Genomic DNA, 21,292 nt, shown 5'->3' with positions numbered 1-21,292 from the left:
CGTCACAGCAGGAACAGATCGTGCAGCGCCGCCATCAGCAGCAGGGCACCGATCACGGTCAGGAAGATCATCAACGGCGGCTGGGAGAGCGCGTACAAACAGCCGCGCGGCTCCTCGGTGGGTGCGGGGGTCTCCCCCTGGGAGGTCTCGAACATCTCGGAGCCGATCATGGCGCACCCCGAAGGCCGCTCCCGACCAACCAGGGCGATCAGCCCCGGAGTTCATCATTTCCCGTGGTTTGGATCCCGGAAAGCCAGCCGAATCAGGGCTGACCTGGGATGCTGCCGCACCTCCGGAACACGGGCACCGCCCGTCCCCCGGAGCGCCGGGATCAGATCCCGTGCTTCTTCAGAATGGCCTCGATGTCGCTGAAGTCGTCCCCGGGACGCTCCTCGCGCGGCTTGCCCTCGGGCCGCGCCACCGGCCGGGCGCCGGCACCGAGCGCGGGCCCGGAGGCCGCGGGCTCGACCGGGCCACCGCCCTCCCGCGCCGCCCTGGCGGCCGCCTTGCGCTCCTTGCGCGAGCCACCGCCGCGCCGCTCCACCGCGCGCGTCGTCATGAAGAGCAGCCAGGCCACCCCGAGGACCGCGAACCCCGCCCAGGCCGTCGGGCTGAAGGCCGTGTTGGCGAGCCACTTCACCGCGCCCACCATCACCAGCCCGACCGGGACCAGCGCGTACGCCGCGATCCTGGTGGCGGCGAGGAAACGCTTGCGGTACGCGGTGATGGCGGCGATACCCAGGCCCGCTGCTGACACCGCTGCGCACATGGTCTCGGCAATCATCAGGTCCTCCAGGCAGAGCGCGTCATCGGCCGAACACATCTTCCCCTCCATCCTGCACCTGACCACCCCGTCGGGGCCACGGTGCGGGGCCGTGGCGGGCGGATCTGGGGGAGATCTCGGGGACGGGGTCCTCCCCAGGTCCCGGTCCGCGCGGCGGAGCAGGGGGCATCCGGGGGCCGCCGTCCTGGGAGACTGGTCCCATGAGCGACTCCACCACCACGCGCCCCGTCGTCCTCGACGTCTGGTGCGAACTCCAGTGCCCCGACTGCCGCACCGCCCTGGACGACGTACGCGCGCTGCGCGCCCGCTACGGCGACCTGCTCGAACCGCGGCTGCGCCACTTCCCGCTGGAGAAGCACCGGCACGCCTACGCCGCCGCGCAGGCCGCCGAGGAGGCGGCCGAGCAGGGCGCGGGATGGCCGTACGTGGAGGCCGTCCTGGCCTCCACCGAGGAACTCGCCGCCAGGGGCGAGCCGTTCCTCGTCGAGACGGCGCGCGCTCTGGGCCTGGACGCCGAGGAGTTCGACACCGCCCTGATCGACGGCCGGCACTTCCTGACCGTCGACGCCGATCAGGCCGAGGGCAAGGCCATCGGCGTGACCGGCACCCCGACCTATGTGATCGACGGCGAGCGGTTCGACGGCGGCAAGAGCCAGGAAGGGCTGCGCGAGCGCGTCGAGGCCGTCGTGGACCGGCTGCTGGGCCGGGCCCCGTCTTCGAAGTAGTCCCGCCCGCCCGCGAGGCGAGTGGGACTATGGAGACAGGGCCCAGCCCAGGGCGCGGCCGGAGCGGGTCAGAGCAGCCGTTTGACGAAGTTGCGGTGGACCGTGACGTACCGGAGCGACTCGTAGAGCCGGACCGCGGGGGTGTTGTCCGTGAAGACGTGCAGCCCGAGCAGGTCCGAGCCGGACGCGTGGGCGACTTGCTCGGCGAGCAGCATGAGGGCGCGCCCGAACCCCCTGCCGCGCATCTCCTCGGTCACGGCCACGTCGTACACGTACGAGCCCCAGCGGCCGGGACGGACCTCGTGACGCGACACCCAGAGATGGCCGACGGCGCTTCCGTCGTGGACGAGGACGCGGAACGTGACGCCGGGGGTGGCCAGGCCGTCGGGGAGGTTCTCCCGGTGGCTGCGCTCCGACTTGGCGCGGGCGGTCCCGGGCGGGGTGCCGCGGTCGATCCACTCGCGGGCGAAGGCGTCGATGCCGTCCGCCAGCCAGGTCGCGTACTCGGCGTCGCTCATGGGACGGGCCTCGACGCCCTCGGGGAGGGACGGCGGTTCGGGCGCCAGCTCCTTGTCCATGGTGCGGCTGCGCTCGGTGTAGCCGAGGGATGCCAGCAGGCGCGTCGCGCCGCTCGCGCCGGGCTCCACGGAGGCCAGCGCCTGTTCGCAGCCCCAGTCGCGCAGCACCTCCTCGGCGGCGAGTACGGCGACGGTGGCGCGGCCCCTGCGCCGGTCGGGCTCCGCGACGCGCAGCCCCTGGAGGATCCCGGCCCGGTGGCCGAAGGCGGCGTCGGTGGCTATGTCCAGCGCGCCGACGGGGCGGCTGTTCACGCAGACCTCGTAGGAACGTGACTTTCCGCCGTCGGCGGTCTGCTGAAGCGGTCCCGTGGGCCGCAGGGTGGTGGTCATCAGAGGAGTTGTACCCGCGACGCGGCGCCCGGTCATCCGTTTTACGGGTCGCGGGCGGCGCCGGTTTACGGGTCGCGGGCGGCGCCGGAACGCTCGTCGAAGACGCGCATGGTCTTGGCGGTGACGGGGCCGGGGGCGGTCGGCAGCGCGCGCCCGTCCATCCGGTGGACGGCCTGGACGTCGCGCAGGGTCGAGGTCAGGAAGATCTCGTCGGCGCGGTCCAGGATGTCGAACGGCAGCTCGGTCTCGCGGGCGCCGCTCCACTCGGTGACCAGGGCGCGGGTGATGCCGGCGAGGCAGCCGGAGGCGAGCGGCGGGGTGTGGAGTTCGCCGTCGAGGACGACGAAGACGTTGGAGCCGGTGCCCTCGCAGAGCGCGCCGACGGTGTTGGCGAACAGCGCCTCGGTGGCGCCTTGTCCGGTCGCGCGGGCGAGCGCGACGACGTTCTCCGCGTACGAGGTGGTCTTGATCCCGGTCATCGCGCCGCGCTCGTTGCGGGGCCAGGGGACGGTGACGGCGGCCGTGCTGTCGGGGCGGCGGGTGGTGGCGCCGAGGGCGACGACGAGGGTGGGTGGTGCGTCGCCGCGGTCGGAGCCGAGCGGGGAGAGCCCGCCGGTGAAGGTGATCCGCAGCCGGGCCAGGTCCGCCGGGTTGGCGTCGAGGACGGCCGCGCAGGCCCGCCGTATCTCGTCGGCATCCGGCTCGGCCAGGCCGAGGCCGCGGGCGGAGCGGGCCAGCCGGTCCAGGTGGCGGGTGAGGGCGAAGGGCCGTCCCCGTACGGCCTTGACCGTCTCGAAGACGCCGTCGCCCACGGTCAGCCCGTGGTCGAGCACGGAGACCAGGGCGGTCTCGGCCGTGCGCAGTCCGCCGTCGACCCAGATTCTCATCGCGTGATCCCTCCGTTCACCGACCGGGCTTCCGCCGGTTCCCGGCCGGGCGTCCCGTGCGCCGCCGACGCGATCGCCAGCAGCCTGGACGCCTTCAGTTCGGTCTCCCGCCACTCCCCCTCCGGGTCGGAGCCCCAGGTGATACCGGCGCCGGCGCCGAAGCGCAGCAGGGGGCGGGCGGGTGTGGTGCGGTCGATCCAGAACGTACGGATGCCGACGGCGAGTTCGGCCGTGCCCCGGTCGGCGTCGACCCAGCCGAGGCCGCCGCAGTAGGGGCCGCGCGGCGCGGTCTCCAGCTCCTCGATGATCGTCAAAGCGCTGGCCTTGGGGGCGCCGGTGACCGAGCCGGGCGGGAACGTCGCGCTCAGCAGCTCCGGCCAGCCGGAGGCGGCGTCGAGTTCGCCCCGTACCGTCGAGACGAGGTGGACCAGGCCGGGGTGCGGTTCCAGGGCGCAGAGCGCGGGGACGGTGACGGTCCCGGGGGCGCAGACCCGGCCGAGGTCGTTGCGGACCAGGTCCACGATCATCACGTTCTCCGCGTGGTCCTTGGCCAGCAGCTCCCCGGCGGTGCGGGCGGTGCCCTTGATCGGCCCCGACTCGACGGTGCGGCCCGTGCGGCGCAGATACAGCTCGGGAGAGGCGGTGGCGATCTCCACGCCGTGCGCGGGCAGCCGGATCGTCCCCGCGTACGGCGCCGGGTTGCCCAGGGCGAGCAGCGCGGTCAGGGCGTCGACGTCGGTGGCGGCGGGGTCGGGGTCGGGCAGCGGCGCGGAGAGCACCCGGCAGAGGTTGACCTGGTAGACGTCGCCGGAGGCGATGTACGCGCGGATCCGCCGTACCCCCTCGGTGTAGGCGGCGCGGTCGAGCGAGGAGGTCCACTCCCCCGGTCCTGGCCCCACCCAGCGGCCCGGCACGGGCGCCGGGACCGGCTCGGTGCGTACGTCCTCGAAGCGGGCGCAGGTCAGACGGCCCTCGAAGTCCGCGGCGACGGCCCAGAACCCGGCGGAGCCGAGCGCCTCGGGATCATGGGTGACATCCCGCAGACCGGAGGCGACGAGGCCGCCGAAGCGGGCCAGCGCAGGCAAGTCGTACACGTTTGCGAGTCTAGAACAGACCCCTGTCCACCGCGTCGCGCCGAACGGACGGCGAACGCACCGCAGCACGCTGCGGAAACGCGTTTTTGTGCTGGCCCCGGAATCCGCTAGAGTTCAACACGTCGCCAGGGCCGCCACAGACGGCCGGAAACGATATGCGGACGTAGCTCAGTTGGTAGAGCGCAACCTTGCCAAGGTTGAGGTCGCCAGTTCGAACCTGGTCGTCCGCTCGATTGTGGGGGATATCTTCCCGGCCCCCGCACTCCTGGTGGAGTGGCCGAGAGGCGAGGCAACGGCCTGCAAAGCCGTCTACACGGGTTCAAATCCCGTCTCCACCTCTGCGGACGATTAGCTCAGCGGGAGAGCGCTTCCCTGACACGGAAGAGGTCACTGGTTCAATCCCAGTATCGTCCACTGGACCCCAGAGGTTCCCGCGCGATTAGCTCAGCGGGAGAGCGCTTCCCTGACACGGAAGAGGTCACTGGTTCAATCCCAGTATCGCGCACGCAGTACGAGTACGCGGAAAACGCGGGTCCCACCCGCGCGATTAGCTCAGCGGGAGAGCGCTTCCCTGACACGGAAGAGGTCACTGGTTCAATCCCAGTATCGCGCACTGCCTCAAGCCCCCGGTCGCTTCGGTGACCGGGGGCTTTTCCGTGGTGCGGGCACCGTACCCGGACAGCGCGATGGCCGGTCAGCTCCCCAGCTGACCGGCCAAACGCTGCCGTCCGCCGCACCCCCGTCCCCACGGGGTTGTTGGCCGGATGTCCCCGACCCGGGCCGCTCTCCCGGGTCCGGGGCGCCATGTTCAGCGCCCCAGCATCACGCCCACGGACGACGCCTGTGTGACCACCGCTTCCCAGCCGCCGAAGACGACGACCAGCAGGGCCGCGAGGGGAAGGACCATGGCCGTCGCCACCAGCGGGTGGCGCGTCCCGGGCCGGGGAGCGCCGAAAGCGGCGATCGCCTTGCGTCCCTGGGCGCGGATCGCTGCTCGCGATGCCGTCTCCGCCATGGTCCCTCTCCTGTCATGTCCGACAGCGGCGAGTGTCTGACCTCGGGGGACGAGTGCTGCACTCGCCGCTTGACCTCAACACTAGGGACGGGACGACACCTGGTCGTCATGCCCGCGTACCCATTGCCGGGCCTCCCGGAGGATGAGCGCGCGGGGGCGGCGTACTCCCCTGGGTGGAGAGCCGGGCCCCGGGGGTCTGAGGGTCTTCCCGGAGAGCGCGCGGGAGGGGACCGGCCGCGAGCCGGTCACGGGTGACTTCGCTCACTTCCGTATCACCGGCAGGTGGCCGCCCTGCCCCCGTTGACCTGCCGGGACGGCGCCGGGAGTACGGGTGCGCGCCGGGGCGGCGCCGGGCCGGGCCGCTGTCTCCGGGTGACCCCCCATCGACCAATCCCCCATCGGCGAGGGAGCTTTGGGATCAGGCCGGAGTCCGGCCGCGGGCGGAGCCGTTCACCCTGACCACTCCTCAAGTTTGCTGCCCGGCCCGGAGAATCGGTCCGTTCGCGAGGGCGCGGCCTATGAGCGCACCGGGGCCCGGGTACGTAAGCTGTGCCACGGCACACGGACGACCGGGCAGCGGGGATGGACATGGCGATGATGCGGCTCCGGCGGGAGGACCCGCGTGTCGTCGGTTCGTTCAGGCTCCACCGGCGGCTGGGCGCGGGCGGGATGGGCGTCGTCTATCTGGGCTCGGACCGGCGTGGCCAGCGGGTGGCCCTGAAGGTGATCCGTCCCGATCTCGCCGAGGACCAGGAGTTCCGGTCCCGGTTCGCCCGCGAGGTCTCGGCCGCGCGCCGCATCCGCGGCGGCTGTACGGCGCGGCTGGTGGCCGCCGATCTCGACGCGGACCGGCCGTGGTTCGCCACCCAGTACGTGCCGGGGCCCTCGCTGCACGACAAGGTGAACGAAGAGGGGCCGCTGTCGGCCGCCGAGGTCGCCTCGGTCGGCGCGGCGCTCTCCGAGGGGCTGGTGGCGGTGCACGAGGCCGGGGTGGTGCACCGCGATCTCAAACCGTCCAACATCCTGCTCTCCCCCAAGGGCCCGCGCATCATCGACTTCGGCATCGCCTGGGCGACCGGCGCGAGCACCCTGACCCATGTCGGCACGGCGGTCGGGTCGCCCGGCTTCCTCGCCCCGGAACAGGTACGCGGGGTCGCGGTCACCCCCGCCACGGACGTGTTCTCGCTCGGCGCCACGCTGGCGTACGCGGCGACCGCCGACTCGCCGTTCGGGCACGGCAGTTCCGAGGTCATGCTCTACCGGGTGGTCCACGAGGAGGCGCAGCTGTACGGGATGCCCGACGCGCTGGCGCCGCTCGTACGGGCCTGCCTCGCCAAGGACCCCGAGGACCGTCCCAGCACGCTCCAGCTGTCGATGCGGCTCAAGGAGATCGCCGCCCGGGAGGCCCAGGGCCTGATCGACAGCCGGCCGCCCGCGCAGCGGACCCGCGGCGGGCAGGAGATCTCCACGGGGCGGCTCACCGAGCGGTACACGGAGCGCGACGCGGTACGCGACACCGCACGCGACGCGGCGCGCACGGTCGGCGGCCCCGGCTCCCCGGGCCGTACGCCGGGCACGGCGGGCGGGCCGGGACCCGGTCCCCGGCCGGGCCGGATGCGGCCGGGGACCGGCTCCTCGTCCCGTACCGGAGGCGGGTCGCCGCGCACCGGCGGCTCCCGCCCCCCACGGTCCCGCGACGCCGCGCGGACGGGCGGCCGGCCGAAGCCGGGCCCGCGCACCACCCCGGGGAAGCTGCGCCCCGCCAATCCGCGGCTGCTGCGGCAGCGGCTCATCGTCTTCGTCGTCGTGACGCTCATCGTGGCGCTCGGGATCGCCGCCGCACAGCAGCTCTGAACGCCTCGGCGGTACGGGCGACGCCCGTGGTGTGCCGGGCCGGCTCGGGCGCTCAGCTCGGCCGGGGGCGCGTCGCGTAGAAAGCCACCGCCGACGCCGCCGCCACATTGAGCGAGTCGACACCCGCGTCCATCGGAATACGGACGTGCGCGTCGGCGGCGTCGAGGATCCCCGGTGTGAGCCCGGCGCCCTCGGTGCCGAAGACCAGGGCCAGCCGCTCGTCGTCCCGCGCGGCCAGTTCGTCCAGGGTGATCGCCCGGTCGCTCAGACAGAGCGCGGCCACCGTGAACCCCGCGGCGCGCAGCGTCGCGACCTCGCCGGGCCAGGACTCCAGACGGGTCCACGGCACCTGGAACACCGCGCCCATCGAGACCTTCACGGACCGCCGGTAGAACGGATCGGCGCAACGCGGGCTGAGGAGTACGGCGTCCACGCCCAGGGCCGCGGCGTTCCTGAAGGCGGCGCCCAGGTTGGCGTGGTCGACGATGTCCTCGAACAGCGCGACGCGCCGCACCGCGGGCTCCTCCCCCGCCCCGCCCCGCCACGCCGTGCGCAGCACCTCGTCCACCGGGGGCAGCGGCTTGCGCGCCATCGACGCGAGGGCGCCGCGGTGCACGTGGTAGCCGGTGACGCGCTCCGCCAGCTCCGGGTCGACCACGTACACCGGGGCGCTCGCCGCGTCGATGACGTCGCGCAGCGGGCCGACCCATTTCGCCGAGAGCAGCATCGACCGCATCGCGTAACCCGCCTGCTCCGCGCGGCGGATGACCTTCTCGCCCTCGGCGATGAACAGCCCCTCGGCGGGCTCCCGCCTGCGCCGCAGCTCGACATCCGTCAGTCCGGTGTAGTCGCGCAGGCGCGGGTCCTCGGGGTCGTCGACGGTGATGGGTTCGGCCACGGGTCTGCCCTGTTCGGTGGAGGGTGGGGGTCGCGTGCGGTGCGGTGTCGGGTTCAGTGCGGTGCGGTGTCGCGTGCGGTGCGGTGTCGGGTGCGGTGGGTGGTGCGGTGTCCGGTGCGCTATCCGCCGTCGCCGAGCGCCACCACGTCGCCGATCACGATGACCGCCGGGGGCCGTACCTCCTGCGCCCGTACCACCTCCGCGACCGTCGCGAGCGTCGCGTCCACCCGGCGCTGAGCCGCCGTGGTGCCCTCCTGGATCAGGGCGAGAGGGGTCTCGGGCGCCTTGCCGTGCTCCATCAGCGCGCGGGCGATGGAGCCGATCTTGTCCACGCCCATCAGCACGACGATCGTGCCGCGCAGCTTGGCGAGCGCCGCCCAGTCGACCAGCGAGCGCGCGTCCTCGGGCGCCACATGGCCGCTGACCACGGTGAACTCATGGGCCACCCCCCGGTGTGTCACCGGGATCCCGGCGGCGCCCGGCACACTGATCGAGCTGGAGATGCCCGGTACGACCGTGCACGCGATGCCCGCCGCCGCGAGCGCGTGGACCTCCTCCATCCCCCGCCCGAACACGAACGGGTCGCCGCCCTTGAGGCGCACCACGGCCTTGCCCGCCCTCGCGTGCTCGATCAGCGCGTCGTTGATCGCCTCCTGCGCCATCGCGCGGCCGTACGGGATCTTGGCCGCGTCGATCAACTCGACGTGCGGCGGCAGCTCGTTCAGCAGGTCGCGCGGGCCCAGGCGGTCGGCGATCACCACGTCCGCCTCGGCGAGCAGCCTGCGGCCGCGCACCGTGATCAGGTCCGGGTCGCCGGGCCCGCCGCCGACGAGCGCGACTCCGGGCGTACGGGCGCGGCTGCGGTGGTGCGGCGCGGCGAGCGTGCCGTCGCGCAGCCCCTCCACGACGGCGTCCCGCACGGCGGCGGAGCGGCGCGGGTCCCGGCCGGTGAGCACGGCGACGGTGACGCCCTCGCTGCGACCGGTCGCGGGCGTCCACGCGGTGGCGGCCTCGGCGTCGTCGCTGCGTACGCACCAGATCCTGGAGCGTTCGGCCTCGGCGGACGCGGTGCGGTTGGCGTCGGGGTCGCTGGACGCGATCAGCGCGTACCAGGCGTCCTGGAGGTCGCCCTCCCGGTACCCGCGGCGCTCCCAGCGGATCTCCCCGGCCGTCGCCATGGCCTCGACGGACGCCTTCGCCGACGGTGAGACCAGCACCACGTCGGCGCCCGCCGCGACGAGCGCGGGCAGCCTGCGCTGGGCGACCTGACCGCCACCGACGACGACAACGCGCCGCCCGGAAAGGCGGAGTCCGACGGGGTAGGCGTGGTGCTCGACGTGCTGGGCCATGTCGGTGGGGACTCCTTGGGGCGGTGGGACGGGGTTCTGGGTCCCGTGCCCACTTTACGTGGGTCAGGGGCGGGGGGTGCGGTGCGGTGGGGCATCCGGCGACGGCCCGCGCACGGGCACCGGCCCACGCCGGCAACACACCCCGGCCCGCCCCGGCGGCGCCCCGCACCCGACACCCGGCCCAGCCAGAAACGCGCCCCGCCGTCGCCGGACGGCGCCGCTACTTCTCCGTTACCCCCGCCGAGTCGAACGTCGCCACCTCGTGCATCGCGCGCGCCGCGCTCTGGATCACCGGGAGCGCCAGGAGCGCCCCGGTGCCCTCGCCCAGGCGCAGGTCGAGGTCGACGAGCGGGCGCAGACCGAGCTTGTTGAGGGCGGCCACGTGGCCGGGCTCGGCGCTGCGGTGGCCCGCGATGCAGGCGGCGAGCGCCTCGGGGGCGACCGCGCGGGCGACCAGTGCCGCCGCGCCCGCGCTCACGCCGTCGAGCAGGACCGGCGTACGCATGGACGCGCCGCCCAGCAGGAAGCCCACCAGGGCGGCGTGTTCGAGGCCGCCGACCGCCGCGAGCACGCCGATGGGGTCGGCGGGGTCGGGCCGGTGGAAGTCGAGGGCGCGGCGTACGACGTCGACCTTGCGGGCGTGCGTCTCGTCGTTGATGCCCGTACCACGTCCGGTGACCTCCGCCGGGTCCTGGCCGGTGTAGACGGAGATCAGCGCGGCCGACACGGTGGTGTTGGCGATGCCCATCTCACCGGTGAGCAGGGCCTTGTTACCGGCGGCCACCAGGTCGCGCGCCGTCTCGATGCCGACCTCGATCGCCGCGAGGACGTCCTCGCGGGTCATGGCGGGGCCCGTCGTGAAGTCGGCGGTTCCGGCGCGGACCTTGCGGGGCAGCAGGCCCGGGGTGGCGGGGAGGTCGCTCGCGACGCCGACGTCCACGACGCAGACCTCGGCGCCCACCTGGTTGGCGAACGCGTTGCACACCGCGCCGCCGCCCAGGATGTTCGCGACCATCTGGCCGGTGACCTCGCGCGGCCACGGGGTGACGCCCTGGGCGTGCACGCCGTGGTCACCCGCGAAGATCGCGACGGCGGCGGGCTCGGGGATCGGCGGCGGGCACATGCGTGACAACCCGCTGAGCTGCGCGGAGATGATCTCCAGCATGCCGAGCGCGCCGGCGGGTTTCGTCATGCGCTTCTGACGTTCCCACGCCTCGCCCAGCGCCTTGGCGTCCAGCGGACGGATCCCGGCGACGGTCTCCTGGAGCAGGTCGTGCGGCTCCTCGCCCGGCAGGGCCCGGCGGCCGTACGTCTCCTCGTGGACGACCCAGGAGAGCGGGCGGCGCTTCGCCCAGCCCGCCTGCATCAGCTCGGGCTCCTCGGGGAATTCGTCGACGTATCCGACGCAGAGGTACGACACGACTTCGAGGTGTTCGGGCAGCCCCAGCGCGCGGACCATCTCGCGCTCGTCGAAGAAGCTGACCCAGCCGACGCCGAGTCCCTCGGCGCGGGCGGCGAGCCAGAGGTTCTCGACGGCGAGCGCGGAGGAGTACGGCGCCATCTGCGGCTGGGTGTGCCGGCCGAGGGTGTGCCGGCCCCCGCGCGTGGGGTCGGCGGTGACGACGATGTTGACCGGGGTGTCGAGGATGGCCTCGATCTTCAGTTCCTTGAACTGCTTGGCCCGCCCCTTGGGCAGCGACGTGGCGTACGCGTCGCGCTGCCGCTGGGCCAGTTCGTGCATGGCCCGCCGAGTCTCGGCGGAGCGGATGACGACGAAGTCCCAGGGCTGCGAGTGGCCCACGCTGGGCGCCGTGTGCGCGGCCTCCAGGACGCGCAGCAGCACCTCGTGCGGGATCGGGTCGGAGCGGAAGCCGTTACGGATGTCCCGGCGCTCGCGCATCACACGGAGGACGGCGTCGCGCTCGGCGTCGTCGTACCCGGAGGCGGCGGCCGTGCCCTCGGCGGGCGGCTCGGCCTCGGCCTCGGCGACGGCCTGCTCGGGGACCACCTGCTCGGGATCCGCGCTCTGCTCCGGGGCGGCGGTCTGCTCCGGGGCCACTGCCTGGTCGGGGGCCACTGCCTGGTCGGGCTCGGGAGCGGCCTGTGCCGACGCGGCGGGGGCGGGGGCGGGCTCGGGTTCCGCTACGGCTTCCGGTACAGGTTCCGGTACGGGCGCGTCCTGTGCGGCTAGGGGCTCGGGCGACGGCTCCGCCGGGGCCTGTGCCTCGGCCACCGGCTCGACGGTGGAGGGAGCATCGGCGGCCACCGGCGCCGGGGCGGGCTCGGGCTGAGGCGCGGCCTCGGGCTCCACGGCGGCCTCGGGCGCTGCCTCCTGCCCGGGGTGCGGGAGTTCCGCCACGACGACGAATTCTGCGGCGGGTTCGGCGACAAGTTCCGGTGCTGACCCGGTTTCGGGTTCCGGGGCGATCGGCTCGGCCTGGACCTCGGCCTGGACCTCGGCCTCCGGTTCCGGCGCGGGCTCCGGCTCGGGGGCGGGTGCCTGCGCCACCGGGGCCTCCTCGGGAGCGGTCGGGGCCTCCGCCTCTGGCTCGGCTTCCCGCGCCACCGCCACCGGCTCCGCTTCGGCCTCCGCTTCCGGGGCGTCCTCCGGCGCCGGGGCGACCGTTTCTGCTGAGGGTTCCGGGGCGGCGGCCGCCTCGGGCACGGCCGCCTCGGGCACCGACTCCGGCTCCGGCTCCGGCACAACGGGCTCCGACACGACCGCCTCGGGCATGACCGTCTCCGACACGACCGCCTCGGGCACGGCTTCCGGCTCCGGCGCGGCCTCCTCGGCCGTCATCTCGGCCTCGGCCTCGGCCACCGGCTCCGGCTGAGCCGGGAGGTCGGGGATCTCACCGAGCTGCGGGCCCGGCAGAACGGCCGGGTCCTCGACCGGGGCCTCCGCCGCCTGCGGCTCGGCGGCCACGGGCGGAGCCTCCGTCCGGACCTGCGGCTGGACCTGAACCTGCGGCTGCGTACGGACGGCCTGGGTCCGCGCGCCCGCAGGACCCCGGTCGGCCAGCGAGCGCACCACGCCGCCCGTCGGGTCGGGCACCGGCGGGCCCATGTGCAGCGGTCTGCGCGGCGGAGCGGGCGCGGCGGCGGGGGCCGTGGCCTGCGGCCGCGCGGCGGCCTGGGCGGGGGGTGGGATACGGACGCCGTTGAGGTCCACCGAACCGGTGTCGCGGCCCCCGGCCTCGTGCGCGCCCGGCTGGTGCGGGGCCCGCTCCGGGTCGGCGGGGGCGGCCTGCTGCTGCTCCGCGGCGACCGCCACCGGCTCGGCCACGGCCTCGGCGACGGGCTCGGGCGGCGCCTCGTACACGTCCGGCGCCTGCGGCTGGACCTCCGCCTGGGCCGGCGGGACCGGCTCCGCCGTCGGCGCCGGCTGTTCTATGGGCGGTGCCTGCGGCACCTGGGGCCGCACACCGGGCTGTTCGGGGGCCGCGTACGCCTCGGCGACGGGTGCCGCGTAACCCTCTGGGGCCTGTGCGTACCCCTCGGGGGCCGGGTAGCCCTCGGGCGCCGCGTACCCCTCGGGGGCCGGGTAACCGTCCGGCACGGCGTATCCGGCGGGTGCGGCGTAGGCCGCCGTCTCGGCGGGGATCACCTGCGGGTTGTTCCAGCCACCCTGCACGCTCGGCATCAGCAGGATGCCCTCGTCCTCGGGGACGGGCTCGACGGAGTCCAGGTAGGTGTACGCGCCGGGAGCCGGGGTGTCCGGCCGCTCCACCATGCCTGCGTTCTCCGGCAGTCCCTCGCCCGGGACCTGGCCGGTGTCAGTCATGCGTACCCCTCGCCCATGTGAATCTGCTCCTTCGGCCCATCAACCGGGGCGCCCGATCCGCGACGCTTCGGGCGTCCGTCATCAACAACGAGCGTGGGCGCCGTGCGGCACGCACGACAGCCTGCTGTGGGCTGCGCCACGTCGCGCGTCCCCCCGGTTACCGCCGTACCACATCAGCACCCAAAACGGGCCCCTTTTCCGGACATTGACGAACGAAGCGACGAACGCCCGGCTGCGGTACAACGATCGGCCAGCCTACCTCGCGCGGCCCGGCGGCGGGGTCAGGGGGCGTTCTCGGGTCGCCGTCCCGAGACCAGGAAGACGACGGAACGCTCGCGTTCCGACCAGGCTCCGGTGTCCAGTTCGACGGACTGGAGCAGGGTGCACTCCACCGCGTAACCGCCCTCCGCGAGGGCCCGTCCGACAGCTTCCGCCTCGTCCCTGGTCGCCGCGTGGGTGACGATGCGTTCCGGCCTGCGGTCGGCGCAGGCGACGACGACGTCGATACCGCCGCCGCCGATCCGTACGACGTCGGGTTCCGGCAGCCGTTCCAGCACGTGCGGGGCGCGGCCCTGGACCACCTGGAGCTGGACGCCGGCGCGGCGGGCGGCGGCGGCCGTGCTGGCGCAGGCGCCCGCCTCGCCGTCCACGGCGATCACGGCGGCGCCGAAGCGGGCGGCCTCGGCGGCGAGGGCACCGCTGCCGGAGCCGATGTCCCAGATGAGGTCGCCGGTCCTGGCGCCGATCCTGGCGAGCTGGGCGGCGCGCAGCCAGGTCGACTCGCCCTCGTCCAGGTCGATGCCGTACTCCGCGGTCGGCAGCGCCCAGCCGCGCACGGCCGGCGGATAGCCGGGGTCGCGCCCGGCGATCCAGCCCCCGGACGGGGAGACGGCGGCGCCGATGCCGCCGATGACGATCACGACGTTGGGGTCGCGCCAGACGTGGTCGGCGGCCTTGTCCGAGGTCAGGACGGTGACCTGTTCGCGGTCGGTGCCGGGCTCCTCGCAGATGACGAAGGTGCGGTGGACTCCTTCGAGGAGCAGCGCGAGTTCGGCGGGCCCGGCGCCCGGCGAGGTGAGGACGGCGACCTTGGTGTGCGCCCGGCAGACGTTGACGGCGCGGCGCAGCGTACGGCGGTGGGCGACGACGACCTGGGCGTCGTCCCAGGCCATCCCGGCGCGGGCGAAGGCGCTCGCCACGGCGGAGACGGCGGGCACGACTTCGACCTCCAGGCCGTGTTCGGGGGCGCGCAGGGTGCGTACGACGCCGAAGAAGCCCGGGTCGCCGTCGGCCAGGACCACGGCGCTGCCCCGGTGTCCGGCGATCCTGCGGGCGGCCAGGTCGATGGAGCCGAGCCGGATGCGTTCGGCGTCGGCGGGTACCTCGGGGAGAGCGAGATGGTGGGCGGCTCCGGCCACCAGGGTCGCCGCCCCGAGGGCGGACCTGGCGGCGGCGGTCAGGGGCGAGCCGTCCCAGCCGATCACCGTGACGCGGTCGGCCATCGTCGTCAGTCTCCTGGAGTTGTCGTGGTCGGGCGGGGCGTGACCGGCGCGTGGTGGGGCGGGGCGCTGGGAGGGGCAGGGTGAGAGTACCGGTCCCGGCTGTGGGTGGCTGCCGTCAGTTCCAGTCGGTGAAGGACGCGTAGCCGCCGGCGTCCGCCATCTGTTCGGCGACGCCTTCGAGGTCCTCGGGCAGCAGGCTCCAGACGAGGAGGTCGGTGCGGATGTCGGTCCAGCCGCCGTCCTCGGTCTGGGTCCGCGCTATCCACGCGTTGCGCAGGACGCCCTCGCTGATGCAGCCGATCTTCTGGGCGACCTGCTGGGAGGCGGTGTTGTCGGCGGGAGTGCGCACTTCGATGCGCTCGAACTTCTGGTCGCGGAAGAGCCATTGGGCGACGGCGAGGGCCGATTCGGTGGCGTATCCCTCGCCGCGGGCCCAGGGGGCGGTGACGTAGGCGGCCTCGGTGGCGAGCGCGTGCCAGTTGGTGCGGCGCAGCCGGACGACGCCGACCAGCCGCTGGGTGAGGAACTCGATGACGGCGAAGGCGATTCCGTGTCCCTGGAGCCGCTCGGCGGGGGCGATGGAGCCGACCCACCGCTCGGCGTCCTCGCGGGTGTAGGGGTGCGGCACGGAGGTCCAGGCGGTGACCATCTCGTCGTTCATCATCTCGATGTGCGCCGGAATGTCGGCCGGTTCGAAGGGGCGCAGCACCAACCGCTCCGTGCTGATGGAGATGTTGGGGAAGGTGCTGACCATGCGCCGCTCCGTAACCTCGGGAACCGTCGGGCCCGGGTGAACCTTCGGGCCTGCTGAACTGCCCAGCATGGCAGCAAGGCAGGGCCGGTCACACCACGGGGTCCGCACCGGGTGGCGGCGCGGACCTCGTGGAGCGGCCTGGGCGGTCAGCCCGAAGTGACGGGCAGGACCGAGCCCTTGTACGTGGTCTCGATGAATTTCACGACCTCGGGCGAGGTGAGGAGCTTGGCGAGCTTCTCGATCCGGGGGTCGTGCTCGTCGCCCTTCTTGACGGCCAGGACGTTCGCGTAGGGGTTGTTCTGCGCGGACTCGACGAGGATGGCGTTCTCGGCGGGGCTGAGCCCGGCGTCCTGGGCGTAGTTGTTGTTGATGACGGCGATGTCGACGTCGTCCAGGGAGCGCGGAAGCTGGGCGGGCTCCAGCTCCTTGAACTTCAGGTGCTTCGGGTTCTTCGCCACGTCCGCGGGGGAGGCGGTCGTTCCCGCGCCCTCCTTGAGCGTGATGATCCCCTTGGCGGCGAGGAGTTTGAGGGCTCGTCCCTCGTTGGTGGTCTCGTTGGGCACGGCGACGGTGGCGCCGTCCGCGAGCCGGGCGATGTCCGTGATCTTCTTCGAGTACACGCCCATGGGCGGCAGGTACGCCTGGACCACCGGCACCAGGTCGGTGCCCTTGGAGGCGTTGAACTCGTCGAGGAAGGGCTTGTTCTGGTAGAGGTTCGCGTCGAGCGAGCCCTCCTGGAGCGCGGTGTTCGGCAGGACGTAGTCCGTGAACTCCTTGATCTCCAGCTTGAGGCCGGCCTTGGCGGCGAGGTTCTTCTCGATGTACGAGAGGACCTCGCCCGCCGGTACGGCGGTGGCGCCGACGACCAGGGTGTCGGTGTCACCGCCGCCGGTGTCCTGGCCCGAACCGCACGCGGTCAGGCCGAGGCCGAGGGTCAGCGCGGCGGCTGCCGCCGGGATGACGCTACGCATCGTGGGCGTTCCTCCGAGGTCGGCTGAGGCGGGGTCAGAAGGAGGGGATGACGGAGCCGGCGTACTTGTCCTCGATGAACTTCTTGACCTCGGGCGAGGTGAGGAGCTTGGCGAGCTTCTCGACGCGCGGGTCCTTCTCGTTGCCTTCCTTGACGGCGAGGAAGTTGCCGTACGGGTTGTTCTTCGCGGACTCCAGGACGAGGGCGTCCTTCGAGGGCTTGAGGTCGGAGGAGATGGCGTAGTTGCCGTTGATCACGGCGGCGTCCACGTCGTCCAGGGAGCGCGGGGTCTGGGCCGCCTCCAGCTCCTTGAACTTGAGCTTCTTGTCGTTCTTCGCGATGTCCTTGATGGTCGCGTCGTTGCCCGCGCCGTCCTTGAGGGTGATGAGGCCGTTGGTGGCGAGGAGCTTGAGCGCCCGCGCCTCGTTGACCGTGTCGTTCGGGACGGCGACGGTGGCGCCGCTCTTGAGTTCGTCGACGCTCTTGATCTTGTGGGAGTAGAGGCCGAGCGGCTCCAGGTGCACCGTGACGACGGGCACGATGTGGGTGCCGTTCTTCTTGTTGAAGTCGTCCAGGTAGGGCTGGTTCTGGAAGTAGTTGGCGCCCACCGACCCGTCCTCGGTCGCCGTGTTCGGCGTGACGTAGTCGGTGAACTCCTTGACCTCCAGGTCGAGTCCGGCCTTCTTGGCCAGCTTGTCCTTGACGAAGTCGAGGATCTCGGCGTGCGGGGTGGGGCTCGCGGCGACGATGAGCGGGCCGCCGCTGTCGGAGGCGGAGTCGGAGTCCTTGTCCGAGCCGCAGGCGGTGAGGCCGAAGGTGAGGGCGCCGGCGGCGAGGACGGCGGTGGTGACCTTGGTGACGTTACGCACGAAAAGTGCCTTTCCTGAAGGTGTCTCGACCCCGCGAACGGCAGGGTCCGGCGCGACGCGCCGTCGTATGGGGTGGTGAGGGGGCGGGGTGGCGGTCAGGCGGCCTGGTCCGCTTCGGCCTTCGCGGGCTTCCCGGCCTTGAGCAGCCGGAGCTTCGGCGCCGCCCCTGAGTGGCCGCCGCGCCGGCGCAGCCGCCGGGCGCTGTAGTCCCCGGCGAACTGGATGAGGGAGATGACCACGGCGAGGATCGCCACGGTGATCCACATCATTCCGGTCTCGAATCGCTGGTAGCCGTAGCGGATGGCGATGTCGCCGAGGCCACCGGCGCCGACGGTGCCCGCCATGGCCGAGTAGCCGATGAGAGCGACGACGGTGGTGGTCGCGGAGGAGATCAGCGACGGCAGCGATTCGGGTACGAGGACCTTGCGGACGATGGTCCAGGTGCTGCCGCCCATCGACTGCACGGCTTCGACCAGTCCGCCGTCCACTTCGTGGACGGCCGTCTCGACGAGGCGGGCGAAGAAGGGGATGGCGCCGACGGCGAGGGGGACGATGGCGGCCTCGCGGCCGATCGTCGTCCCGGTGATCATCCGTGTGAAGCCCATCAGCGCGACCATCAGGATGATGAACGGCATGGAGCGGGCGACGTTCACGATCTGTCCGATCACCCTGTTCGCCACGGTGTTCTGGAGCAGTCCGCCGCGGTCGGTGAGGACGAGCAGGATGCCGAGCGGCAGACCGCCGACGATCGCGATGAGGGTGGACCAGCCGACCATGTAGAGCGTGTCCCAACACGCCTGTGCGAGCAGTGGCTGCATCTCGGACCAGGTCACTTGGCACCGTCCTTCGCCGGTTCGGGCTCCTGGCCCAGGACTTCGATCCGGAGCCCCTGCTCGCGCAGGAATCCGATGGGCACGACGTTCTCCTCGTAGCGGCCGGGCAGCTCGATGCGCATCCGGCCGACCTGCTTGCCGCCGACGGTGTCCATCGCGGCGCCGAGGATCGAGATGTCGATGTTGTAGACGCGGGCGAGCCGCGAGATGACGGGCCGGGTCGCGGCGTCGCCGTGGAAGGTCACGTCGACGAGGGTGCGGTCGTCGCCCGAGGCGTCGCCGCTGACCGGGAAGAGCGCCGCGGCGAGCGCGGAGCCGGGGGTGGCGAGGACCTCGGCGACCGTGCCGGACTCGACGATACGGCCCTTCTCCATGAGCGCCGCCGAGTCGCAGATCGTCTTGACGACCTCCATCTCGTGCGTGATGAGCAGCACCGTCAGCCCGAGCTGCCGGTTGAGGTCGCGCAGGAGCTGGAGGATGGAGCGGGTGGTCTCGGGGTCGAGCGCGCTGGTCGCCTCGTCGGAGAGCAGCACCTTGGGGTTGCCCGCCAGGGCGCGTGCGATGCCGACGCGCTGCTTCTGGCCGCCGGAGAGCTGGGCCGGGTACGCCTTGGCCTTGTCGCCGAGACCGACCAGGTCCAGCAGTTCGAGGGCGCGGCGGGAGCGGTCCTGGCCGCTGACGCCGAGGATCTCCAGCGGGAGTTCGACGTTGTCCTTGACCGTGCGGGAGGACAGCAGGTTGAAGTGCTGGAAGACCATGCCGATCGAGCTGCGCGCCCGGCGCAGCTCCGTGCCCGCCCGGCGGCCCCGTCCCGCGAGGGCGGTGAGGTCCTGGCCCGCCACGGTCACGGTGCCCGAGGTGGGGCGTTCGAGGAGGTTGACGCAGCGGATGAGGGAGGATTTCCCGGCGCCGCTCTGTCCCACGACACCGAAGACCTCGCCCTCCCGGACGTGCAGGTCGACGCCGTCGAGCGCGGTGACCTCACGGCCTCGCGACTGGCTGGACCGGTAAACCTTCGTCAGGCCCGTAGTGGTGATCACAGAGGGGTATCCGTCACTGTCGAGTGCGCGGCGGGGGGTACGCCGGCACGGGGCATTCATCATGGCCGCGCAGCACGTCGGCGTCGCGGTGGGTGACCGGTGAGCCGGCGGGTGCGCGGGGGCGGTCCTGGCCGGGCGCCGTCGACGTCCCTGGCTGACGGCAGGGGCTTCATGGCGTACGGAAGGGGGGCGGCCGCGCGGGGCTGTCGGGTCTCGCTTCGGGGCGCGAGGCTCAGGCAGGGGCCCTCAGATGGCGCACATTCGACACAGACAACGAGCACCGGGCGTGGTGATCGCCTCGGTCGCGGGGGCGCGGTGGCTCGTCGTGGTCATGCGGTAAGTAAAACAGACCGAAGGGGGGCGCGATCGAGGTTGTCCGCATAGCGGGACGATTCATTACGTCATATGGACACCCCGGCCCGGGGCACCGGGCCGGGAGGCCGCCTTCAGGCTGCGCCGCGGATCTCCACGCCCCCTGCGGTGACCTGCACGGACAGGGCGGAGAGATCGGGTACGACCAGGTCGGCGTCCAGCTCGGATCGGTCGTGCGTTGTGGTCAAGGCCACGGTCCGCATTCCGGCGGCGCGCGCGGATTCGAGCCCCGCGGGAGCGTCCTCGAAGACCACGCAGCGCGCCGGGTCCACCCCGAGGCGCGCGGCCCCGAGCAGATAGGGCTCCGGGTCGGGCTTCCCCCGGGTGATGTCGTCCGCGACGACCATCGTCTTGGGCCGCAGGCCCACCGCGCCGAGCCGCGCCTCGGCCAGCCGCCGGGTCGCCGAGGTCACCACGGCCCAGCGCTCGGCGGGCAGGGCCGCGAGCAGCTCGGCGGTGCCGGGCAGGAGCACGACGCCCCCGGCGACGTCGTCGACCTCCAGCTGCTCGATGCGGGCCACGGCTTCGTCGACCCGGTCGGCGGGCAGCAGGTCGGCGGCTATCTCGGCGGCGGGGCGGCCGTGCAGCCCGACCCGGGCGAACTCCTCGGCCGTGATGCCGTACTCCTGCGCCCATCGGGTCCAGCAGCGGGTCACCGAGGCCAGGGAGGAGACGAGGGTTCCGTCGTTGTCGAACAGCAGGGCTTCGGCGTGGATCGTCATTGGACCGACCCTACGTGGCGGCGGGAGGCGGCCGTGCGGGGGTGCGCGCTTCGCGCGCCTTACCCCGTAATACGCTCAGGGCCATGCTCGTCGCCCTGACGGTCGCCCTCTCCGTGGCCGCTCTCGCTCTCGCCGCCTGGTGCGCGCACGCCGCCTACCGGGACCAGCCCACGAAGGACTGGCACTTCATCGGCATGGCCGTGGTGACGGTGCTGGCACTGGCCCAGCTGGTGGTCGGGGTCGTGCGGCTGGCTCGCGGCGAGCAGGCGCACGACGGCTCGGTGATCTTCGTCTCGTACCTGATCGGCGCGCTCTTCGCCGTGCCGGCCGCCGGCTTCCTCTCGCTCACCGAGCGGACCCGCTGGGGCTCGGTGACGGTCGCGGCGGGTGCGGTCGTGCTGGCGGTGCTGGAGGTGCGGCTCCATGACATCTGGAAAGGCTGACGACATGACGACCGAGGTGCCCGGGTCCGACTCCGAGTCCGGGACAGGGCCGGGTCCGGGGCCGGGTGTCCGGCTGGTCAAGGGGCCGGGGCTGCTGCTGCTGTGGCTGTACGGGGTGATGTCGGTCGGCGCGGTCTCGCGGTCCGCCTACCAGATCGCCACCGAGTTCGACCGCGCTCCGCTGGCCTACGCGCTCTCCGGGGTGGCCGCCGTCGTCTACGCGTTCATCACGTACACCCTCGTCCGGGGCGGCGAGACGGCGCGCAGGATCGCGCTGGCGTGCTGCGCCGCCGAGCTGGCGGGGGTGCTGATCGTCGGCACCTGGACGCTCGTGGCGCCCTCGGCGTTCCCCGACGCGACGGTCTGGTCGGACTACGGCATGGGCTATCTCTTCATCCCGGTGCTGCTGCCCGTCACCGGCATCCTGTGGCTGCGCGGGCGGGCGACGCGTCGGTGACGGGCCCGGGGCGCCGCCGGGAGGTCCGGGTG

20 protein-coding genes and 5 tRNA genes are annotated in these 21,292 nt (G+C 73.0%); 9 read left to right on the top strand and 16 right to left on the bottom strand.

Features of this window, described 5'->3' with window-relative positions:
* Positions 1-2: 2 nt before the first annotated feature.
* Positions 3-170: a hypothetical protein gene (locus tag DVH02_RS35070; protein ID WP_158575851.1), complete on the bottom strand. Its 168-nt coding sequence runs from the start codon at positions 168-170 to the stop codon at positions 3-5.
* 161 nt (positions 171-331) lie between these two features.
* Positions 332-784, bottom strand: coding sequence for a hypothetical protein (locus DVH02_RS08715; RefSeq protein WP_114623196.1), 453 nt, complete (start codon positions 782-784; stop codon positions 332-334).
* Between the two features lie 200 nt (positions 785-984).
* On the opposite strand from DVH02_RS08715, the gene DVH02_RS08710 reads away from it, so the two are divergent.
* Positions 985-1,509 carry a DsbA family protein gene (locus DVH02_RS08710; protein WP_114623145.1) on the top strand — a complete coding sequence of 175 codons (525 nt, stop codon included), beginning with the start codon at positions 985-987 and terminating at the stop codon, positions 1,507-1,509.
* Positions 1,510-1,577: 68 nt separating this feature from the next.
* Here DVH02_RS08710 and DVH02_RS08705 read toward each other — a convergent pair whose 3' ends face one another.
* The 3 genes from DVH02_RS08705 to DVH02_RS08695 all read right to left on the bottom strand — a co-directional run bounded on the left by DVH02_RS08705 (position 1,578) and on the right by DVH02_RS08695 (position 4,398).
* Positions 1,578-2,417, bottom strand: a complete 840-nt coding sequence (locus tag DVH02_RS08705) for a GNAT family N-acetyltransferase (RefSeq protein ID WP_114623143.1) — start codon at positions 2,415-2,417, stop codon at positions 1,578-1,580.
* A 65-nt stretch (positions 2,418-2,482) separates the two neighbouring features.
* Positions 2,483-3,304 carry an aminotransferase class IV gene (locus DVH02_RS08700; protein WP_114623141.1) on the bottom strand — a complete coding sequence of 274 codons (822 nt, stop codon included), beginning with the start codon at positions 3,302-3,304 and terminating at the stop codon, positions 2,483-2,485.
* Positions 3,301-4,398, bottom strand: coding sequence for a chorismate-binding protein (locus tag DVH02_RS08695; RefSeq protein ID WP_114623139.1), 1,098 nt, complete (start codon positions 4,396-4,398; stop codon positions 3,301-3,303). The genes DVH02_RS08700 and DVH02_RS08695 overlap by 4 nt, the downstream gene beginning before the upstream one ends.
* 157 nt (positions 4,399-4,555) lie before the next feature.
* On the opposite strand from DVH02_RS08695, the gene DVH02_RS08690 reads away from it, so the two are divergent.
* From DVH02_RS08690 to DVH02_RS08670, 5 genes are all read left to right on the top strand, one after another.
* Positions 4,556-4,628 (top strand) — tRNA-Gly (locus DVH02_RS08690).
* Between the two features lie 37 nt (positions 4,629-4,665).
* Positions 4,666-4,736: transfer RNA gene (locus DVH02_RS08685), tRNA-Cys, on the top strand.
* Between the two features lie 4 nt (positions 4,737-4,740).
* Positions 4,741-4,812 (top strand) — tRNA-Val (locus tag DVH02_RS08680).
* 19 nt (positions 4,813-4,831) lie between these two features.
* A tRNA-Val gene (locus DVH02_RS08675) sits at positions 4,832-4,903 on the top strand.
* A gap of 36 nt (positions 4,904-4,939) precedes the next feature.
* A tRNA-Val gene (locus DVH02_RS08670) sits at positions 4,940-5,011 on the top strand.
* 195 nt (positions 5,012-5,206) lie between these two features.
* On the opposite strand, the gene DVH02_RS08665 is transcribed toward DVH02_RS08670, so the two are convergent.
* Entirely contained in the window at positions 5,207-5,413 is a 207-nt protein-coding gene (locus tag DVH02_RS08665; RefSeq protein WP_114623137.1) for a hypothetical protein, read from the bottom strand.
* Between the two features lie 582 nt (positions 5,414-5,995).
* On the opposite strand from DVH02_RS08665, the gene DVH02_RS08660 reads away from it, so the two are divergent.
* Entirely contained in the window at positions 5,996-7,267 is a 1,272-nt protein-coding gene (locus DVH02_RS08660; RefSeq protein WP_199566209.1) for a serine/threonine-protein kinase, read from the top strand.
* A gap of 52 nt (positions 7,268-7,319) precedes the next feature.
* Here DVH02_RS08660 and DVH02_RS08655 read toward each other — a convergent pair whose 3' ends face one another.
* From DVH02_RS08655 to DVH02_RS08610, 10 genes are all read right to left on the bottom strand, one after another.
* On the bottom strand, positions 7,320-8,165 hold the full coding sequence (locus DVH02_RS08655; RefSeq protein ID WP_114623133.1) for a TrmH family RNA methyltransferase: 846 nt from the start codon (positions 8,163-8,165) through the stop codon (positions 7,320-7,322).
* A 119-nt stretch (positions 8,166-8,284) separates the two neighbouring features.
* Positions 8,285-9,514, bottom strand: coding sequence for a uroporphyrinogen-III C-methyltransferase (cobA, locus tag DVH02_RS08650; protein WP_114623132.1), 1,230 nt, complete (start codon positions 9,512-9,514; stop codon positions 8,285-8,287).
* Between the two features lie 220 nt (positions 9,515-9,734).
* The gene (gene cobT, locus DVH02_RS08645; protein WP_114623130.1) at positions 9,735-13,298 is read right to left on the bottom strand and encodes a nicotinate-nucleotide--dimethylbenzimidazole phosphoribosyltransferase; all 3,564 of its coding nucleotides are present in this window, start codon (positions 13,296-13,298) and stop codon (positions 9,735-9,737) included.
* Positions 13,299-13,579: 281 nt separating this feature from the next.
* The gene (gene cbiE, locus DVH02_RS08640; RefSeq protein WP_114623128.1) at positions 13,580-14,800 is read right to left on the bottom strand and encodes a precorrin-6y C5,15-methyltransferase (decarboxylating) subunit CbiE; all 1,221 of its coding nucleotides are present in this window, start codon (positions 14,798-14,800) and stop codon (positions 13,580-13,582) included.
* Positions 14,801-14,915: 115 nt separating this feature from the next.
* Positions 14,916-15,554, bottom strand: coding sequence for a GNAT family N-acetyltransferase (locus DVH02_RS08635; RefSeq protein WP_114623126.1), 639 nt, complete (start codon positions 15,552-15,554; stop codon positions 14,916-14,918).
* A gap of 146 nt (positions 15,555-15,700) precedes the next feature.
* The gene (locus DVH02_RS08630; protein ID WP_114623124.1) at positions 15,701-16,525 is read right to left on the bottom strand and encodes a MetQ/NlpA family ABC transporter substrate-binding protein; all 825 of its coding nucleotides are present in this window, start codon (positions 16,523-16,525) and stop codon (positions 15,701-15,703) included.
* Between the two features lie 34 nt (positions 16,526-16,559).
* On the bottom strand, positions 16,560-17,393 hold the full coding sequence (locus DVH02_RS08625; RefSeq protein WP_114623123.1) for a MetQ/NlpA family ABC transporter substrate-binding protein: 834 nt from the start codon (positions 17,391-17,393) through the stop codon (positions 16,560-16,562).
* A 95-nt stretch (positions 17,394-17,488) separates the two neighbouring features.
* Positions 17,489-18,226, bottom strand: a complete 738-nt coding sequence (locus DVH02_RS08620) for a methionine ABC transporter permease (RefSeq protein WP_114623122.1) — start codon at positions 18,224-18,226, stop codon at positions 17,489-17,491.
* Positions 18,223-19,266 carry a methionine ABC transporter ATP-binding protein gene (locus DVH02_RS08615; RefSeq protein WP_114623121.1) on the bottom strand — a complete coding sequence of 348 codons (1,044 nt, stop codon included), beginning with the start codon at positions 19,264-19,266 and terminating at the stop codon, positions 18,223-18,225. Before DVH02_RS08615 ends, DVH02_RS08620 begins: the two co-directional genes overlap by 4 nt.
* A 446-nt stretch (positions 19,267-19,712) precedes the next feature.
* Positions 19,713-20,360 (bottom strand): HAD family hydrolase, encoded by a 648-nt coding sequence (locus DVH02_RS08610; RefSeq protein WP_114623120.1) that lies wholly within the window; start codon positions 20,358-20,360, stop codon positions 19,713-19,715.
* Positions 20,361-20,443: 83 nt separating this feature from the next.
* On the opposite strand from DVH02_RS08610, the gene DVH02_RS08605 reads away from it, so the two are divergent.
* Both DVH02_RS08605 and DVH02_RS08600 read left to right on the top strand, forming a co-directional pair.
* Positions 20,444-20,803: a hypothetical protein gene (locus DVH02_RS08605; protein ID WP_114623119.1), complete on the top strand. Its 360-nt coding sequence runs from the start codon at positions 20,444-20,446 to the stop codon at positions 20,801-20,803.
* A 4-nt stretch (positions 20,804-20,807) separates the two neighbouring features.
* Positions 20,808-21,260 carry a hypothetical protein gene (locus DVH02_RS08600; protein WP_407697605.1) on the top strand — a complete coding sequence of 151 codons (453 nt, stop codon included), beginning with the start codon at positions 20,808-20,810 and terminating at the stop codon, positions 21,258-21,260.
* Positions 21,261-21,292 lie beyond the last annotated feature (32 nt).

The sequence above is a fragment of the Streptomyces corynorhini genome, assembly GCF_003346515.1.
GTDB lineage: Bacteria > Actinomycetota > Actinomycetes > Streptomycetales > Streptomycetaceae > Streptomyces > Streptomyces corynorhini.
The sequence above is the reverse complement of the archived record's forward strand: the minus strand, read 5'-3'. Positions and strand labels throughout refer to the sequence as shown.

Bases quoted from the DNA above. Each gene is read 5' to 3' on its own strand.
- DVH02_RS35070 (WP_158575851.1), bottom strand. From the start codon at position 170: ATGATCGGCTCCGAGATGTTCGAGACCTCCCAGGGGGAGACCCCCGCA.
- DVH02_RS08715 (WP_114623196.1), bottom strand. From the start codon at position 784: ATGATTGCCGAGACCATGTGCGCAGCGGTGTCAGCAGCGGGCCTGGGT.
- DVH02_RS08710 (WP_114623145.1), top strand. From the start codon at position 985: ATGAGCGACTCCACCACCACGCGCCCCGTCGTCCTCGACGTCTGGTGC.
- DVH02_RS08705 (WP_114623143.1), bottom strand. From the start codon at position 2,417: ATGACCACCACCCTGCGGCCCACGGGACCGCTTCAGCAGACCGCCGAC.
- DVH02_RS08700 (WP_114623141.1), bottom strand. From the start codon at position 3,304: ATGAGAATCTGGGTCGACGGCGGACTGCGCACGGCCGAGACCGCCCTG.
- DVH02_RS08665 (WP_114623137.1), bottom strand. From the start codon at position 5,413: ATGGCGGAGACGGCATCGCGAGCAGCGATCCGCGCCCAGGGACGCAAG.
- DVH02_RS08660 (WP_199566209.1), top strand. From the start codon at position 5,996: ATGGACATGGCGATGATGCGGCTCCGGCGGGAGGACCCGCGTGTCGTC.
- cobA (WP_114623132.1), bottom strand. From the start codon at position 9,514: ATGGCCCAGCACGTCGAGCACCACGCCTACCCCGTCGGACTCCGCCTT.
- cobT (WP_114623130.1), bottom strand. From the start codon at position 13,298: ATGACTGACACCGGCCAGGTCCCGGGCGAGGGACTGCCGGAGAACGCA.
- cbiE (WP_114623128.1), bottom strand. From the start codon at position 14,800: ATGGCCGACCGCGTCACGGTGATCGGCTGGGACGGCTCGCCCCTGACC.
- DVH02_RS08635 (WP_114623126.1), bottom strand. From the start codon at position 15,554: ATGGTCAGCACCTTCCCCAACATCTCCATCAGCACGGAGCGGTTGGTG.
- DVH02_RS08630 (WP_114623124.1), bottom strand. From the start codon at position 16,525: ATGCGTAGCGTCATCCCGGCGGCAGCCGCCGCGCTGACCCTCGGCCTC.
- DVH02_RS08610 (WP_114623120.1), bottom strand. From the start codon at position 20,360: ATGACGATCCACGCCGAAGCCCTGCTGTTCGACAACGACGGAACCCTC.
- DVH02_RS08605 (WP_114623119.1), top strand. From the start codon at position 20,444: ATGCTCGTCGCCCTGACGGTCGCCCTCTCCGTGGCCGCTCTCGCTCTC.
- DVH02_RS08600 (WP_407697605.1), top strand. From the start codon at position 20,808: ATGACGACCGAGGTGCCCGGGTCCGACTCCGAGTCCGGGACAGGGCCG.